The sequence below is a fragment of the Paractinoplanes pyxinae genome (genome assembly GCF_026626335.1).
Lineage (GTDB): Bacteria > Actinomycetota > Actinomycetes > Mycobacteriales > Micromonosporaceae > Actinoplanes > Actinoplanes pyxinae.
Genome location: NZ_JAPNTZ010000005.1, coordinates 81601 through 94695, shown reverse-complemented (window position 1 = coordinate 94695; position 13095 = coordinate 81601). Strand labels below are relative to the sequence as shown.

The 13095-nt window shown below is 71.0% G+C and carries 14 protein-coding genes; 4 read left to right on the top strand and 10 right to left on the bottom strand.

Annotated elements, in window-relative coordinates; translation table 11 throughout:
* Positions 1 to 25: 25 nt before the first annotated feature.
* Positions 26 to 1603 (top strand): ABC-F family ATP-binding cassette domain-containing protein, encoded by a 1578-nt coding sequence (locus OWR29_RS14800; RefSeq protein ID WP_267563379.1) that lies wholly within the window; start codon positions 26 to 28, stop codon positions 1601 to 1603.
* A gap of 51 nt (positions 1604 to 1654) precedes the next feature.
* Here OWR29_RS14800 and OWR29_RS14795 read toward each other — a convergent pair whose 3' ends face one another.
* The 7 genes from OWR29_RS14795 to OWR29_RS14765 all read right to left on the bottom strand — a co-directional run bounded on the left by OWR29_RS14795 (position 1655) and on the right by OWR29_RS14765 (position 6780).
* Complete coding sequence (locus tag OWR29_RS14795) at positions 1655 to 2101, bottom strand: DUF6918 family protein (RefSeq protein ID WP_267563378.1); 447 nt, start codon at positions 2099 to 2101, stop codon at positions 1655 to 1657.
* Between the two features lie 183 nt (positions 2102 to 2284).
* Entirely contained in the window at positions 2285 to 3061 is a 777-nt protein-coding gene (locus OWR29_RS14790; protein ID WP_267563377.1) for an AfsR/SARP family transcriptional regulator, read from the bottom strand.
* A gap of 52 nt (positions 3062 to 3113) precedes the next feature.
* Complete coding sequence (locus OWR29_RS14785) at positions 3114 to 3875, bottom strand: lipase family alpha/beta hydrolase (protein WP_267563376.1); 762 nt, start codon at positions 3873 to 3875, stop codon at positions 3114 to 3116.
* A 7-nt stretch (positions 3876 to 3882) separates the two neighbouring features.
* The gene (locus tag OWR29_RS14780; protein ID WP_267563375.1) at positions 3883 to 4455 is read right to left on the bottom strand and encodes a sigma-70 family RNA polymerase sigma factor; all 573 of its coding nucleotides are present in this window, start codon (positions 4453 to 4455) and stop codon (positions 3883 to 3885) included.
* A 42-nt stretch (positions 4456 to 4497) separates the two neighbouring features.
* Complete coding sequence (locus OWR29_RS14775; protein WP_267563374.1) at positions 4498 to 5448, bottom strand: ABC transporter substrate-binding protein; 951 nt, start codon at positions 5446 to 5448, stop codon at positions 4498 to 4500.
* Positions 5449 to 5535: 87 nt separating this feature from the next.
* Complete coding sequence (locus tag OWR29_RS14770; protein ID WP_267563373.1) at positions 5536 to 5997, bottom strand: hypothetical protein; 462 nt, start codon at positions 5995 to 5997, stop codon at positions 5536 to 5538.
* 54 nt (positions 5998 to 6051) lie between these two features.
* Complete coding sequence (locus OWR29_RS14765) at positions 6052 to 6780, bottom strand: MBL fold metallo-hydrolase (protein ID WP_267563372.1); 729 nt, start codon at positions 6778 to 6780, stop codon at positions 6052 to 6054.
* A gap of 70 nt (positions 6781 to 6850) precedes the next feature.
* Between OWR29_RS14765 and OWR29_RS14760 the strand changes: the two genes are divergently transcribed.
* Positions 6851 to 7807, top strand: coding sequence for a TIGR03885 family FMN-dependent LLM class oxidoreductase (locus OWR29_RS14760; protein WP_267563371.1), 957 nt, complete (start codon positions 6851 to 6853; stop codon positions 7805 to 7807).
* Here OWR29_RS14760 and OWR29_RS14755 read toward each other — a convergent pair whose 3' ends face one another.
* A complete protein-coding gene (locus tag OWR29_RS14755; protein ID WP_267563370.1) occupies positions 7808 to 8311 on the bottom strand; it encodes a hypothetical protein in 504 nt (167 codons plus the stop codon).
* A 158-nt stretch (positions 8312 to 8469) separates the two neighbouring features.
* Here OWR29_RS14755 and OWR29_RS14750 point away from each other — a divergent pair, with 158 nt between their 5' ends.
* Positions 8470 to 9273 (top strand): methyltransferase domain-containing protein, encoded by an 804-nt coding sequence (locus OWR29_RS14750; protein WP_267563369.1) that lies wholly within the window; start codon positions 8470 to 8472, stop codon positions 9271 to 9273.
* On the opposite strand, the gene OWR29_RS14745 is transcribed toward OWR29_RS14750, so the two are convergent.
* Entirely contained in the window at positions 9248 to 10321 is a 1074-nt protein-coding gene (locus OWR29_RS14745) for an LCP family protein (RefSeq protein WP_267563368.1), read from the bottom strand. The genes OWR29_RS14750 and OWR29_RS14745 overlap by 26 nt on opposite strands.
* Positions 10322 to 11017: 696 nt before the next feature.
* Here OWR29_RS14745 and OWR29_RS14740 point away from each other — a divergent pair.
* On the top strand, positions 11018 to 12367 hold the full coding sequence (locus OWR29_RS14740) for a hypothetical protein (protein WP_267563367.1): 1350 nt from the start codon (positions 11018 to 11020) through the stop codon (positions 12365 to 12367).
* Here OWR29_RS14740 and OWR29_RS14735 read toward each other — a convergent pair.
* Positions 12328 to 13014 (bottom strand): S1 family peptidase, encoded by a 687-nt coding sequence (locus OWR29_RS14735; RefSeq protein WP_267563366.1) that lies wholly within the window; start codon positions 13012 to 13014, stop codon positions 12328 to 12330. The two genes, OWR29_RS14740 and OWR29_RS14735, sit on opposite strands and share 40 nt — an antisense overlap.
* Positions 13015 to 13095: the final 81 nt, after the last annotated feature.

Below are 13095 nucleotides of genomic sequence, written 5' to 3'. Positions count from 1 at the left end.
CGGCCCTTTTCTCTCGGAGCTCTTCATGTCCGACGCTTCTGTCGTCTGCACGTCCCTGTCCTTTTCCTGGCCCGACGACACCCCGGTCTTCGACGACCTGACGGTGTCGGTCCCGGCCGGGCGCAACGGCCTGGTCGCCGCCAACGGCACCGGCAAGACCACGCTGCTGCGGCTGATCGCGGGCGACCTGACTCCCACCGGCGGCACGATCACCGTGGGCGGCGTGCTCGGCTATCTGCCCCAGCACCTGCCGTTCGCCCAGGAGCAGACGGTGGCCCAGGTGCTCGGGGTCGACCGCACCATCGCCGCCCTGCACGCCATCGAGTCCGGCGACGCCGCCGAGGAGCACTTCGCCACGGTCGGCGCCGACTGGGACGTCGAGGAGCGCAGCCGGGCCGAGCTCGACCGGCTCGGCCTGGGCGACGTGGCGCTCGACCGGCGGCTGGGCACGCTCAGCGGCGGCCAGGTGGTCAGCCTCGGCCTGGCCGCGCAACTGCTCAAGCGGCCCGACGTGCTGCTGCTCGACGAGCCGACCAACAACCTCGATGGCGCCGCCCGGGAGCGGCTGACGGCCGTGCTGCGGACGTTCGGCGGGTGCCTGCTGGTGGTGAGCCACGACCGCGCGCTGCTGGACGAGATGGACCGGATCGCGTCGCTCGACTCCGGTGAGCTCCGGTGGTACGGGGGCAACTTCACCGCGTACGCGCAAGCAGTCGAAGCCGGGCGCGAGGTGGCCGAACGGCAGGTGCGCAACGCCGAGCAGGACCTCAAGCGGCAGAAGCGCGAGATGCAGCAGGCCCGCGAGCGTTCGGCCCGCCGGCAGTCGACCGCGGCCCGCAATCTGGGCAGCGCCGGCCTGTCCCGGATCCACGCGGGCAACCTGAAGAACAGCGCCCAGGTCTCAGCGGCCCGGGCGGGCGACGTGCACGCCTCACGGGTGGTCGACGCGCAGGCCCGGTACGACGAGGCGAGCTGGGCGGCCAAGCACGACGACCGGCTTGTCATCGAGCTGCCGCAGACGGCGGTGCCGGCCGGGCGGACGGTCTTCAGCGGCTCGGGGCTGCAGGTCACTTACGACGGACGGCCGGTGTTCCCGGACGGCGGGATCGACCTGACCATCCGCGGCCCGGAACGCATCGCGCTGGCCGGGCCCAACGGCGCCGGCAAGTCGACGTTGATGCGCCTGATCGGCGGCGACCAGCCGCCGCGGGGAGGCCGGGTGGCCTATCTGTCGCAGCGGCTCGACCTGCTCGACGACGACCTGACAGTGGCGGAGAACCTGGCCCGTTTCGCCCCGGCGCTGGCCGACGCCGACCGGATGAACCTGCTGGCCCGCTTCCTGTTCCGGGGCGACCGCGCTCATCTGCCGGTGCGGGTGCTCTCGGGCGGCGAGCGACTGCGGGCGACGCTGGTGTGCGTGCTGTTCGGCGAGCCGGCGCCTCAGTTGCTGCTGCTGGACGAGCCGACCAACAACCTCGACCTCGTGAGCGTCGGCCAGCTCGAGTCGGCCCTCACGGCGTACCGCGGCGCCTTTGTCGTTGTCAGCCACGACGAGCGGTTCCTGGACGCCATCGGGATCGACCGCCGCATCACCCTGGGCTGAACGGGAAAGCCGCGCCCGTTCGAGCAACGGGCGCGGCTTTCACCAGGCGAATCAGGCGGCGTACTTCTCCACCAGGGCGCCGAGGGCCGGCAGGGCGGCCTCGATGTGCTTGGCGGCGCCACCGCGCACGGTCTTGTAGGCCTTGACGACGACGGCCTTCTCGGAGGCGTTGGCCATGTCGTCGGTGACCAGCAGCAGGGCCGGGGTGACCTCGTCCTGACGCTTGACCAGGTACTCGCCGAACGAGCCGCCGCCGGCGACCTGGAAGTCGGTCCAGAACGGCTGCAGCTGCTCGAGCATCGACGGAACCATGATGTTCAGGGTCTCGACGTAGTAACCGGGCGCGAACGAGGTGACGGCCTTGTAGGCCAGCTTCACCGCGCCGGCCGAGATGCCCGACTTGTTGGCCAGTTCGGCCTCGACCAACGCCTGGGCGTCCTTGACGATGGCCTCTTTGGTGGCCGGGTTCTCGGAAAGCTCAAGAAGGTTCGAAACCATGGGTGTGCGCGCTCCTCATCAACAAGACAACGGCGAGCAGACTACTCAATGCAGAATCACTTTCAACTCCTGCCTCGGCCGTCACGCCAGATGCCCCGCCCCGGCTACGATCTTCGGTCTGAACGGCCGTCCGGATGACCCGTTCGGCCGGGGCGTTGGGCACCCGGGCGTAACGGAAGTCTGCTATCGCCCGCAGGCGGCGCACGTGGCGCGCGGCCGCAGCCGGTCGTACGCCTCGATGAGCTGCGGCCCGGGCCCCAGCCCCAGTTCGTCACCCAGCCGGCGGCGCACCTCACGGAACGTGTGCATGGCCTCGGCCTGACGACCGTCGGCGGCCAGGGCCGACAGCAGCCGTGCCTGCAGGCTCTCGTCGAGCGGATTGAGGACGGTCGCCTGGCGCAGCGCGGGCAGGATGAGCCGGACCGGCCCGCCGCGCAGGGCGGCGTCGGCCGCCTCGCGGGTCACCTGCCAGCGTTCGGCCTCGACGGCCAGGAAGCTCGGATGCTCCATCTCGAGTTCGGCCGCGCAGCGCCCGTTCCACAGCGACAACGCGGTGGCGTAGCGGCGCACGGCCGCCGCCGGGTCGTCGGTGCGCCGGGCCTCGGCGGCCAGCCGGCGGAACCGCAACAGGTCGAAGTTGTGCTCGTCGACCAGCAGCCGGTAGCCCGAGGCGTGCCGGACCAGGTGGTCGCCGGTCGCCCGGACCGGGAGTTCGGGTTCGAGGACGCGGCGCAGCACCCCGATGTGCCGATGCACCACGTTGACGGCGCTGACCGGTGGGTCCTCGCCCCAGAGGGTGTCCACCATCTCCGACAAACCCACCGTCGACCCGGCTCCGGCCAGCAGCAGCGCCAGAATGGTCCGGGGCTGCCGCCCGCCCAGCTCGAGGTCGACCCGGCCCCGCCGGACGCGCACCGCGCCCAGCAGGCCGAACCGCAAGTCAGGTCCGCGATCAATCACCCCTTCACCCTGCCCCGGCCACCCGGGCCGGATCATCCGTCGAGTGACTGCCCTAGGGGCTCGCGGGGCAGCTTTCCGGCTCGCGCAGCGGGGCGGTTCCCAGGGCGTCGAGGACAAGAGCCGTGACGTACGGGTCGGTCGGCAACTCGCTGTGGGCCGTGCGCGCGGCCGGGCAGATGCTCTGCAGCGACAAGTTGATCGCGCCGTCCAGGCGGGCCGAGTCGGGCGGCTGGACCGTCTCGTCGTTCTCGGTCCAGATGGACAGCCAGGGCAACCCGTCGGGCAGCGCGCCGTCGATGCTGTCGAGCACGTCGCTGCCGGGCGCCAGCTCCTGGCAGGCCTGCGGGCACCGGGCGCCGCCGAACCGGGCGCCGAGCCCGGCCAGCCGGGTGCCGTGCAGGGGAGAGCCCAGCGAGACCACCCGCCGGGCCCGCTCGGCGCCGGCGTGCCGGTCGACCCAGAGCCGGGTCACCACGCCGCCGGCCGAGTAGCCGATCACGTCGACCGAGGGCGCGCCGGCCGTCGTCGCGTCCCGCACGGCCGCGTCGAGCGTTTCGGCCTGGTCCTCGAGCGGGCCGGTGCCGTCGCCGGGCAGGGTCAGCACGGTCGCCGTGCGCCCCGCGGCCGTCAACCGCTCGGCCAGCCGGGTCAGCGCGGTGCGGCTGCCGCCGTACCCGGGGACCAGCAGCACCGTTCCCGGCTGAGCCTGATCGGGCCGCGGGCCGTCGTCCCCGCCGCCCAGCAGCCGGACGCCGATCAGCGTCAGCAGCACCAGCGCGACGGCGCCGCCCACGGCCGGCCACAGGTACCGCACCGGATCATCATGCGGCAGCGGCCCGCGCCGATTCAGGCGAACGGGCCAGCCCGGCCAGCGCGGCCGGGTCGCCGGTGCGGGCGGTGTGCTGGAAGGCGGCCAGCAGGGCCCGGTGCTCGTCGCGGGGCACCGGGTGGTCCGGACCGGCGGCCAGACGGCGGCGGGCCCGGCCGACCAGCTGCCGGGTGTGCGGCTCGGTGATGCCCAGCAGGTCGCCGATCTGCCGGTAGGGCAGCTCGAACGCCTCCCGCAGCGTGTAGGCCACCCGCGAGCGCGGCTCGAGCCGGGCCACCAGCAGGGCCAGGGCCGACCGGAGCTCGTCGGCCGCGGTCACCTGGTCGGCCGGGTCGGCCGGCCGCGCCGCCGTCGGGAGCGCCGGGGCGGGCCGGTGCTGAGCCCGGTTGAGCGACAGGTGGACCGTGGTGCGCGACAGGTAGGCCGGCGGGTCGAGCACGGTGTTGTGGTCGACGCGCTGCCAGCGCAGCCACGCGTCCTGCACGACGTCCTCGGCCTCGGCCCCGGCGATGCGGGTGGCGATGCGCAGGAGCCGGTCACGCACCTGAAGAAAGTCGGCGAGCATGGGTCCGACGCTAGGTTCGGTCAGTGCCGAACCAGTGACAGCTCAGGGCAGCAGCTGATCCAGGGTGGGCGCCTTGGTGAAGATGCCGTCGCGCTGGCCCAGCGTGGCCACCCGCTCCAGCGACCGGCGGTTGATGTCCTCGGGCCAGCTGGGCAGGATCATCGCGATGCGTACGGTGTCGTTGATCTGGGTGTACGTGCCCACGACGTCCCGCACCTCTTCGGGGTGGCCGGCCGCGTAGCGCATCGATTCCTTGATGGCCTCGGTGAAGTCGGTGACCAGCTGCGGCTTCGCGGTCATCGTGCCCCGGCTGGTGAAATAGAGCGCCACCGTCAGGTCGGGCGCGGTGTCGACGAAGTTCGAGGCGAGGATCTGGCCGCCCTGGGTCAGCACCGCGCTCAGCGCCGGCTCGACCACCCACGCCGCGTCCACCTTGCCCGCCTGCAGCGCCCCCGGCATGTCGGGGAACGGCATGGCCTGGAAGCTCAGGTTGTCGGCGTTGCCGCCGGCCCGGCGAACCGATTGCCGTACGGTCGTGTCGCCCAGGTTCTTCAAGGTGTTCACCGCGATCCGCTTACCGGACAGGTCGCGGGCCGACCGGATCGGGCTGCCGTCGCGCACCACGATGGCCGAGAAGTCGCGCCCGGCCCGTCCGTTGGAGGCCACGCCGCTGGCCACCGCCTTCAGCGGCGCGCCGGCCGACTGCGCGGCCATCAGCGAGGTCACGTTGCTGAAGCCGAACTGGTACTTGCCGCCGAGCACACCCTCGACGATCGGCGCGCCGCCCTGCTCGGGGGTGAGCGTCAGGTCGATGCCGCGCTTGGCGAAGAAGCCCTTCTGCTTGCCGAGATAGATGGGCGCCACATCGATGATCGGGATGACGCCGACGCTCACCTTGGTGCCGGGAGCCGCCTCGACCTTCTTGTCGTCGGTGCAGGCGGCCCCGGTGAGCAGCAGGACGGCGGCGATGGCAGCGGCGAGGATCCGGCGCATGGTGTGCCCTTTCGGCTACGCGGCGCGACTGCGCCGGGCGCAATTTACCGGATCAAGGGCGCCATGGCCTCGGGCGTAAAGGGAAAACTAAATGTCTGCCCGTACGTCCCGAAGATCGTCGATCCGGCGCTGCACGTCGGGGGCCGACGACCGGCCGGCCGCGTAGCTGTCCACCTCGTCCTCGGCGGCGGCCAGACGCTCGCGGACGCCGTCCGGATCGGACTTCGCCGCGCCGGGCAGGCTGAAGCGCAGCCGCCAGCCGGCCAGCTCGAGCTTCGACGCGTGCGTCACCAGCTTGGTCTCGGCGGCCGGCAGGTCGGCGGCGTGGGCCAGTTCCCGGTCGAGCTCGTCGAGGCCGCGGTCGAGCGCCGCCACGTACGAACCCCACTCCTGGGCGCCGACCGTGCTTCCGCCGTGGGCGAGATCGAGCCCGGTGCGCAGGCGGTGGAAGGAGCCACGAATGGCCTCGGCGTAGTCGGCGTGCCGCTCGACGGCGGCCTCCTCGGCGCCGGACAGGCGGCGGCTGACGTCCTCGTGCTGTGTTGTCACCGGCCGACTTTACGATCTGCGGCCCGTGCCTGGGCAACCATCAGATGAACAGACTCAGCCCGAGGCGGCCAGCTTCTTGAGCGCGGCCCCCGCGTTGGAGGTGAGCGGGGCGCCGTGACCGGGCAGGATCGTGCGCACGTCGAGGCCGGCCAGCTTCTTCATCGAGGCGCCGGCCGTGGCCATGTCCTCGCTGTACTGCGGGTCGGGGCCGACCAGGCCGTCGGTGGTGGTGCGCAGCGCGTCCCCGGCGACCAGGGTGCCCGTGTCCGGGTCGAACACCGAGATGTGGCCCGCCGTGTGCCCGGGTGTGCCGACGATCCGCAGGCCGAAGACGTCGTCGTCGTCCTTCAGGCCGATCAGGTCCTTCGTCGACGAGATGGACACGACGTCGGCCTCGCCGGTGTAGAACTTGGCGTTCGTGGCCAGCGGCTCGACACCGCCGAGGCCACCGGCGTGGTCGTCGTGCTTGTGGGTCATCACGACATGGCGCACGGCGGAGAAGCTGCTGCCGGCCGCGGTGAGCCCTTCGCCGATGGCCTCGGCCGAGCCGCCCGTGCCCAGGTCGACGATCGCGGCCGTGGAACCGCGGATCAGCAGATAGGCCGAGACGAACGAGAGGTCGACCCGTTTCCACGTCAGGGGGCCGGTGGCCTCTTCCTCGGACGCCGCGCCGGCGGTCGGCGCGGCAGCGGGTGAGTCTTCGTCAGCGGAACATGCGGAGAGCACAGCCACTCCCAGCACGCCGGATCCGGCCGTGAACAGAAGTCTTCGACTGATTCCCATGCCCTATCGTCCGCCTGCAAGCTGGTGATCGCACGGATTTCCCACCGCCGATCCTGGGTAAGGACCCGGCATGACGGAGTACGGAATCCATGCGTCCCATGAGCAGATCCCGCCCGCCGAGTTGCTCGCCGCCGTGGTGGCCGCGGAACGCGCCGGCTTCGACGCGGCGATGTGTTCCGATCACTTCTCGCCGTGGAGCCGCCGGCAGGGCGAGTCGGCGTTCGCCTGGTCGTGGCTGGGCGCGGCGCTGCAAGCGACCAACCTTTCGTTCGGTGTCGTGAACGCGCCCGGCCAGCGCTACCACCCGGCGATCATCGCGCAGGCCATCGGCACGCTGGGCGCGATGTACCCGGGCCGGTTCTGGGCCGCGCTGGGCAGCGGCGAATACAGCAACGAGCACATCACCGGCGAGCCGTGGCCGCGCAAAGAGGTCCGCGAGGCCCGCCTGCTCGAGAGCGTCGAGGTGATCCGCGGTCTGCTGGCCGGCGAGGAGGTGACCCGGGACGGTCTGATCAAGGTCGACCGGGCTCGCCTGTGGACGCGGCCCGAGACACCGCCCGCGCTGATCGGCGCCGCGGTGAGCACCAAGACCGCCGCCTGGTGTGCCCGCTGGGCCGACGGGCTGGTCACGGTGAACGCCCCCGAGGACCACCTGCGGGCGATGATCTCGCAGTACCGCGACGCCGGCGGCCGCGGCCCGATCTGCCTGCAGGTGCACCTGAGCTGGGCGCCGACCCAGCACGAGGCCGAGGCGATCGCGCACGACCAGTGGCGCAGCAACATCTTCCAGCCGCCGGTGTGCTGGGACCTCGAGACGGTCGAGCACTTCGACGTGGTCAGCGAGAACGTGACGGTCGAGCAGGTCGGGAAGGTCGTCAACATCTCGGCCGACCTCGAGGAGCACATCGAGAAGCTGCGCGGCTACGCCGCCCTCGGATTCGACCGCATCTATCTGCACCACGTGGGGCAGGACCTGATCCCGTTCGTCGAGGCGTTCGGGTCGAAGGTCCTGCCCGCGCTGCGGTGATCAGCCGGGGTTGACGCTGCAGTCACCCCGGAACTGGTACGTCGTCGTATTGGTCTTCGAGCCGCCGAGGTAGTCGATCTGCATGCCCGTGGCCGAGCCGTCCAGCGCTCCGCTGCGGCTCACCACGAGCAGCAGGTTGGCCTCCTCGCCGGCCGGGATCGTGGCCCCCTCGGCCGGCGCCCGGAAGGCCCAGGTCGGGTTGGCCGCCGGGGGATAGTTGACGTTCCCGATCGGGGTCCGGCCGCCGCTCAGCGGCACCACGAACGCCTTGCCCGCCTTGACGCCCTTGGCGCCGGCCCAGCTGATCTTCTGGATCACCAGATCCGAGCCGGCCGGCGCCCGCAGCACCTCGCCGACCATCATGGGGGCGCCCTCGGGCACACGCACACACTGCGTGACCGGGTCACCGCCGAACACGAGCTCGTCGCCGCCGTCCGACCCGCAGGCCGCGAGTCCGACCGCCAGAACAACACCGAGCGTGGCCAGGCCACTCCGCCGAATCATGATGCGGGACCGTACTGGCCGCTTGTTACGGGTTGATCTCAGTGCGTAATAATTTTTTCCGGGGCTCGGCGGCTGCGGAATCCGTCGTGGACGATCCCTCCGGGCGTCGTTTCCGGGGCACTCGAACAGTGTTCTGGTCAGGCCGCGGAACGCACGCAATGATGATCGTCGTGGTCTGGCGCAAGTACCTCTTGATCCCCCGGCTGACCCTGGCCGCCCTGGGCGCGCCGCGCTCGCAGTCGCGGGCGTGGGAGCGCTATTGGGCCGGCGTCACGCGCACCGGCCCGGCGGGCGACGTGCTGTGGGAGGCCGACGAGCCGGCCGAGAACGAGCTGCTGGCGGCCGTGCTGCGGCGGCACGCCGACCCGAGCCTGCCGATGGTCGACCTGGGATGCGGGTCGGGGCGTCAGGCGTACGCGCTGACGGGTTTCGCCTCGCGCGTCATCGGCATCGACGGCTCGGCGGCGGCGATCGCGCGCGCCACCGGCGCCTTCACCTCGGGGGTGGCCTTTCGCGTGGCCGATATCGCGTCACCGGGATTGGGAAAGCTCCTGCACGATGAGGCGGGCGACGCGAACGTGCACATCCGCGGGGTGCTGCACGTGCTCGACGACGATTCCCGGCGGGCGGTCGCCGCGAACGTCGCCGCGATGCTCGGTGGAACCGGCACGTTGTATCTGAGCGAGACCAACCACGTCGGCGACCCGCTCGACTTCCTGCTGGACCAGGGAGCCGGGCCGACCCGGCTGCCGCCGCTGGTGCATCGGCTGATCAGCGCGGGTGTGCGGGCGCCGCGGCGGTTCGGGGCCGAAGAGGTGGCCGAGGTGTTCCCGGACGACGCGTGGCAGGTGCTCGAACAGGGCGCCACGCACGTCTACGGAAATCCGCTGGAGCCGGACGGACCGGTGCAGCGGATCCCCGCGTACTACGCCGTCGTCAGGACGCGGCCGCGCCGTCCGTGATCACGTTCTCGGGGTGACGCAGCAGGAACTCGGGCAGCTTGTCGGCCGAGGTCGCCTCGAACAGGGCCCGGGTGTCGTCGTTGATCGCCTCGCCGCCGTCGCCGGGCGAGAAGGTGCCGCCGTTGGTCTTGATCGGGATCAGGTCGCCCGCGGCCAGGCCCTTGAGCCCGAAGATGAAGTTGTCGACCGGCACGTTGTTCGTGTCCATCTTCAGCGACTTGCCCGCCGCGGCCAGGATCTTGGCCACCTTGCTCGGGTTGCCCATGATGCCGGCGCTGCTGGCCTTCTTGGCCATCGCGCGCAGCAGTTGCTGCTGGTGCCGCTGACGGTCGTAGTCGCCGTTGGTCGAGTGGCGCAGGCGCGAGAACTCGAGCGCCTCCCACGGCTGCATCTCGCGGCAGCCCTTCTTGAAGACCAGGGCGTCACGCGGCTTGCTCTTGGGGTCGGCGCCGTGGGCGTACTCGATCTTGCCGTTCTTGACCAGATAGTGGCTGGACCACATCTCTTTGTCGACGCACAGGCGGACGCCGCCCATCGCCTCGAGGATGCCCTTGAAGCCGTTGAAGTCGATGACCACGACGCCGTCGAACTCGATGCCGGTCAGCTCGTGGATGGCCTTGGTGGCCAGCTTGGCGCCGCCCTGCCAGCCGCGCCCGTTCTGCGAGCCGAACAGGTAGGCGGCGTTGATCTTGGTGGTCTGCTCGCGCACGCCCATCTCTTCGTCGGCCGGGATCTTGGCCACCGTGTCGCGCGGGATCGAGATCATGTACGCCTTGTCGTGCGAGGCGGTGATGTGCAGGATCATGATCGTGTCCGACCGGGACTCGCCCTCGCCCCAGCCGGTGCGCGTGTCCAGCCCCAGCAGCAGCATGTTCATGGCGCCCTTGGGCAGTTCGCCGGCCTTGGTGGTGCTGTTGCCCAGCCCGCCGGACGCGTTCAGCACCGACGAGGTCGTCTGGATGTTCGAGGTGAGCTGCCCCAGGAAGTATTTGACGCTGACGATGCCGCCGACCCCGACCAGTGCCATGACGACGCCGAAGGTTGTCACGAGTTTTGCCCAGAGTGGCGCTTTGTGGCGCTTCGACTTCTTTTTGCCGGCCCCGCCGCCGCCCTGCGCTTTGCGCTGACCCTGGCGTGCGTCGCGATCGCCCCTCATGGCGGTCCCAGCCGGCATATGTGGTAGCTCCCTCGTGGTGACGCGGTGCGTTTGGCAACGCGCCGGGCTCAACGCCGTCAGAACAGATATATGGTCACGATCTATTAGTCAACCCCGCTGGACGGCGGGTGACGCCGCGACAACGTTTCGAATTCAAATGACCGAAATCCGGCACGGAGAGTAGCGACCCGACCGCGCCGGGATGCCTTCCCATTATTCGACGGGCGTCAAACGGTTGCCCACTCCATTGCCCGATTCGGGCGCTTTCTGATCTCTAACTGATAGCGGTTCCACCCTTTCTGGGAATTGTCTGAACGCCATTCACGGGAAGCTACTTCCGCCCTGGATACCAACTGCCCGCAAGCAGACCTGTGGACAACCTTCGCTTTTTGCTGAGGCGTCCTGTGGACGAAGGCCGGCCGCCGCGCGCCGCAGCGCGTAGTCTCCGGCCCGCCCCCTGGTCGGGCGGGGTGGGCAGGTTGGTTCAGAAACGTCTCTGTCCGCTAGCGGATCGGGGCGGTGCCCCGGGCACCCGGGCGTGCTGTGATCGGGCCGTTCCCGCCGTCAGCCGCCCGGGGGTGAGACCCCGTGTACGCCGTCCTGCTGCTCCTCCTGGCCGTGTTCGCCGCGGCCGCCGTGACCCACCTGCTGCGCCGCCGCCGGCGCCGCCGGGCCGCGGCCGCCGGCCTCGACGCAGCCGTACCCACGTTTCGCGTGGTCGCGCTCGGCCCGCGCGGTTCCGGCAAGACCCTGCTGCTGGCGAGCATGCACCACCAGATGCGCCTGCCCGGCGCCCGGGTTTGGTTCCTGCAGACCTCGCACGCCGACACCGTGCAGCTGAGCGGCTGGTTCAACCAGGTCGCCGACGTCGACTCGGACTGGCCGCACGGCACGGCCCCGGGCGAGACCCGTGACTTCACGTTCGACGTGCGCACGCGTGCCGCCTCCGGTGCCGTGCACACCGTCATGACCCTGAACTACCTCGAGTACGCCGGAGGAGTCCTCACCGAGCCTCGTCCGCCCGGCGAGGGCTTTCAGGAGGAGTTGCTGGCCCACATCCGCGACGCCGACGCCCTGTTCGGGATCGTCGACGGCTTCCAGCTGCGGCAGTGGGCCGACGGCAACCGGGCCGGCCGCGTCAAGCTGCAGCACTCCCTCACCACGATGGTCACGCTGATGCTGGGCGAGCACCGCCCGATCACCTTCGTGATCACCGAGGGGGACCTGCTGCGCGACCTCGACGCCGACGAGGACGGCCGCTTGGCCATGGTCCGCAAGCTGTTGATGACCAACCCGGACTTCCGCGAGCTGGTCAAGGTGCACGGCCGGCACCGGATCGTGCGGCTGATCCCGGCCAGCGCGGTCGGGCCCGACTTCGCCGGGATCGATCCCGAGGGGCACGTGCGGAAGAGGCCGGACGGCGAGGTGCGGCCGTCCAACGTGGACGCGCCGCTGCCGGCCGTCGTGCCGGACGTCTTCGAGCAGGTGGAACAGCGGGTCGACCATGCCCGGCGGCACGCGCTGATGGAGGACGTGCGCCGGCAGACGGCGGGCGGGCCGGGTGCGGCGCCGGCCGAGCTGGGCTCGTACGTGGCCCGGGCGGCCGGCACGCTCGACCCGATCTACTTCGTGTTCGTCGGCGAGGCGGTCACGGAACTGGAGCGTGGCAAGGCGGCCCGGCAGCGGTTGCGGAGCGAGGCCGAGGAGTTCCGGGGCGCCCGGTCGGCGGCGTTCGTGCTGCGGTCGCCGGTTCGTGGGCCCGAGGTCGTGCGATCCCGGCGGCCGCTCGTTCTCGCTGGGGTGGCGGTAGCGCTCGTGCTCGTGGCCGTCCTGATCCTGCTCGCGACAGCACGAAGCCCGGAACCGGCGTGTGAGCCGGCCCCGGGCCTCGAGGACTGTCAGACGCCGGCGGTCGAGGTGATCCAGGCGCGGTTGTAGGCGACGCTGCCGTAGTACTGGCGGGAGGTGCCGTCGGCGGTGGAGGCCACGCCGACCTGGGCGCCGTTGTAGACCTGGGGGCCGCCGGAGTCGCCGCGCCAGGCGTTGCCGTTGATGCGGCTGCTGCCGATCGCGCGGCCGCCGTAGGCGTCGGTCTGGTTGGTCGAAGTGACCTGGACGGTGGCCGTCTTCAGCGTGGTCGAGGCGCTGCAGCCGCTGTAGCAGGTCATGCCCCAGCCGTAGATGTTGTTGGTCGACCCGACCGGCGGGTAGGCGCTCGACAGCGGCATGTACGACGTGGTGATCGGCGAGGCGAGCCGCATCAGGGCCAGGTCGTAGCGGGTGGCCGTGCTGCTGACGGCGCGGGTGGTGCCGCCCGAGGTGCGGTTGACGCTGCCGACGCGTACGGACATCGTGCCCGAGATGCAGTGCCGCGCGGTCAGCACGTAGTTGGCCGAGATGATCGTGCCCGAGCAGGTGAAGCTGCCGTTGCTGAGCACGGCGGCCGCCCACGGCGCGGACGAGACCGTGCCGCCGCCGATGATGTTGGTGCCCGGGTCCTCCACGGCGGCCGAGGCGGCCGAGGGTGCGGCCAGGGCGCCGGTCAGGACTGTGGCAAGCGAAGCGACGACGATGCGGATGCGCACGCCGGACTCCTTTCGGGTGGTCGTCGACACGGCTGGGCCGGTCCGGTCCGGCACCGTATCGAAGGCTGTCGAAGTACCGTA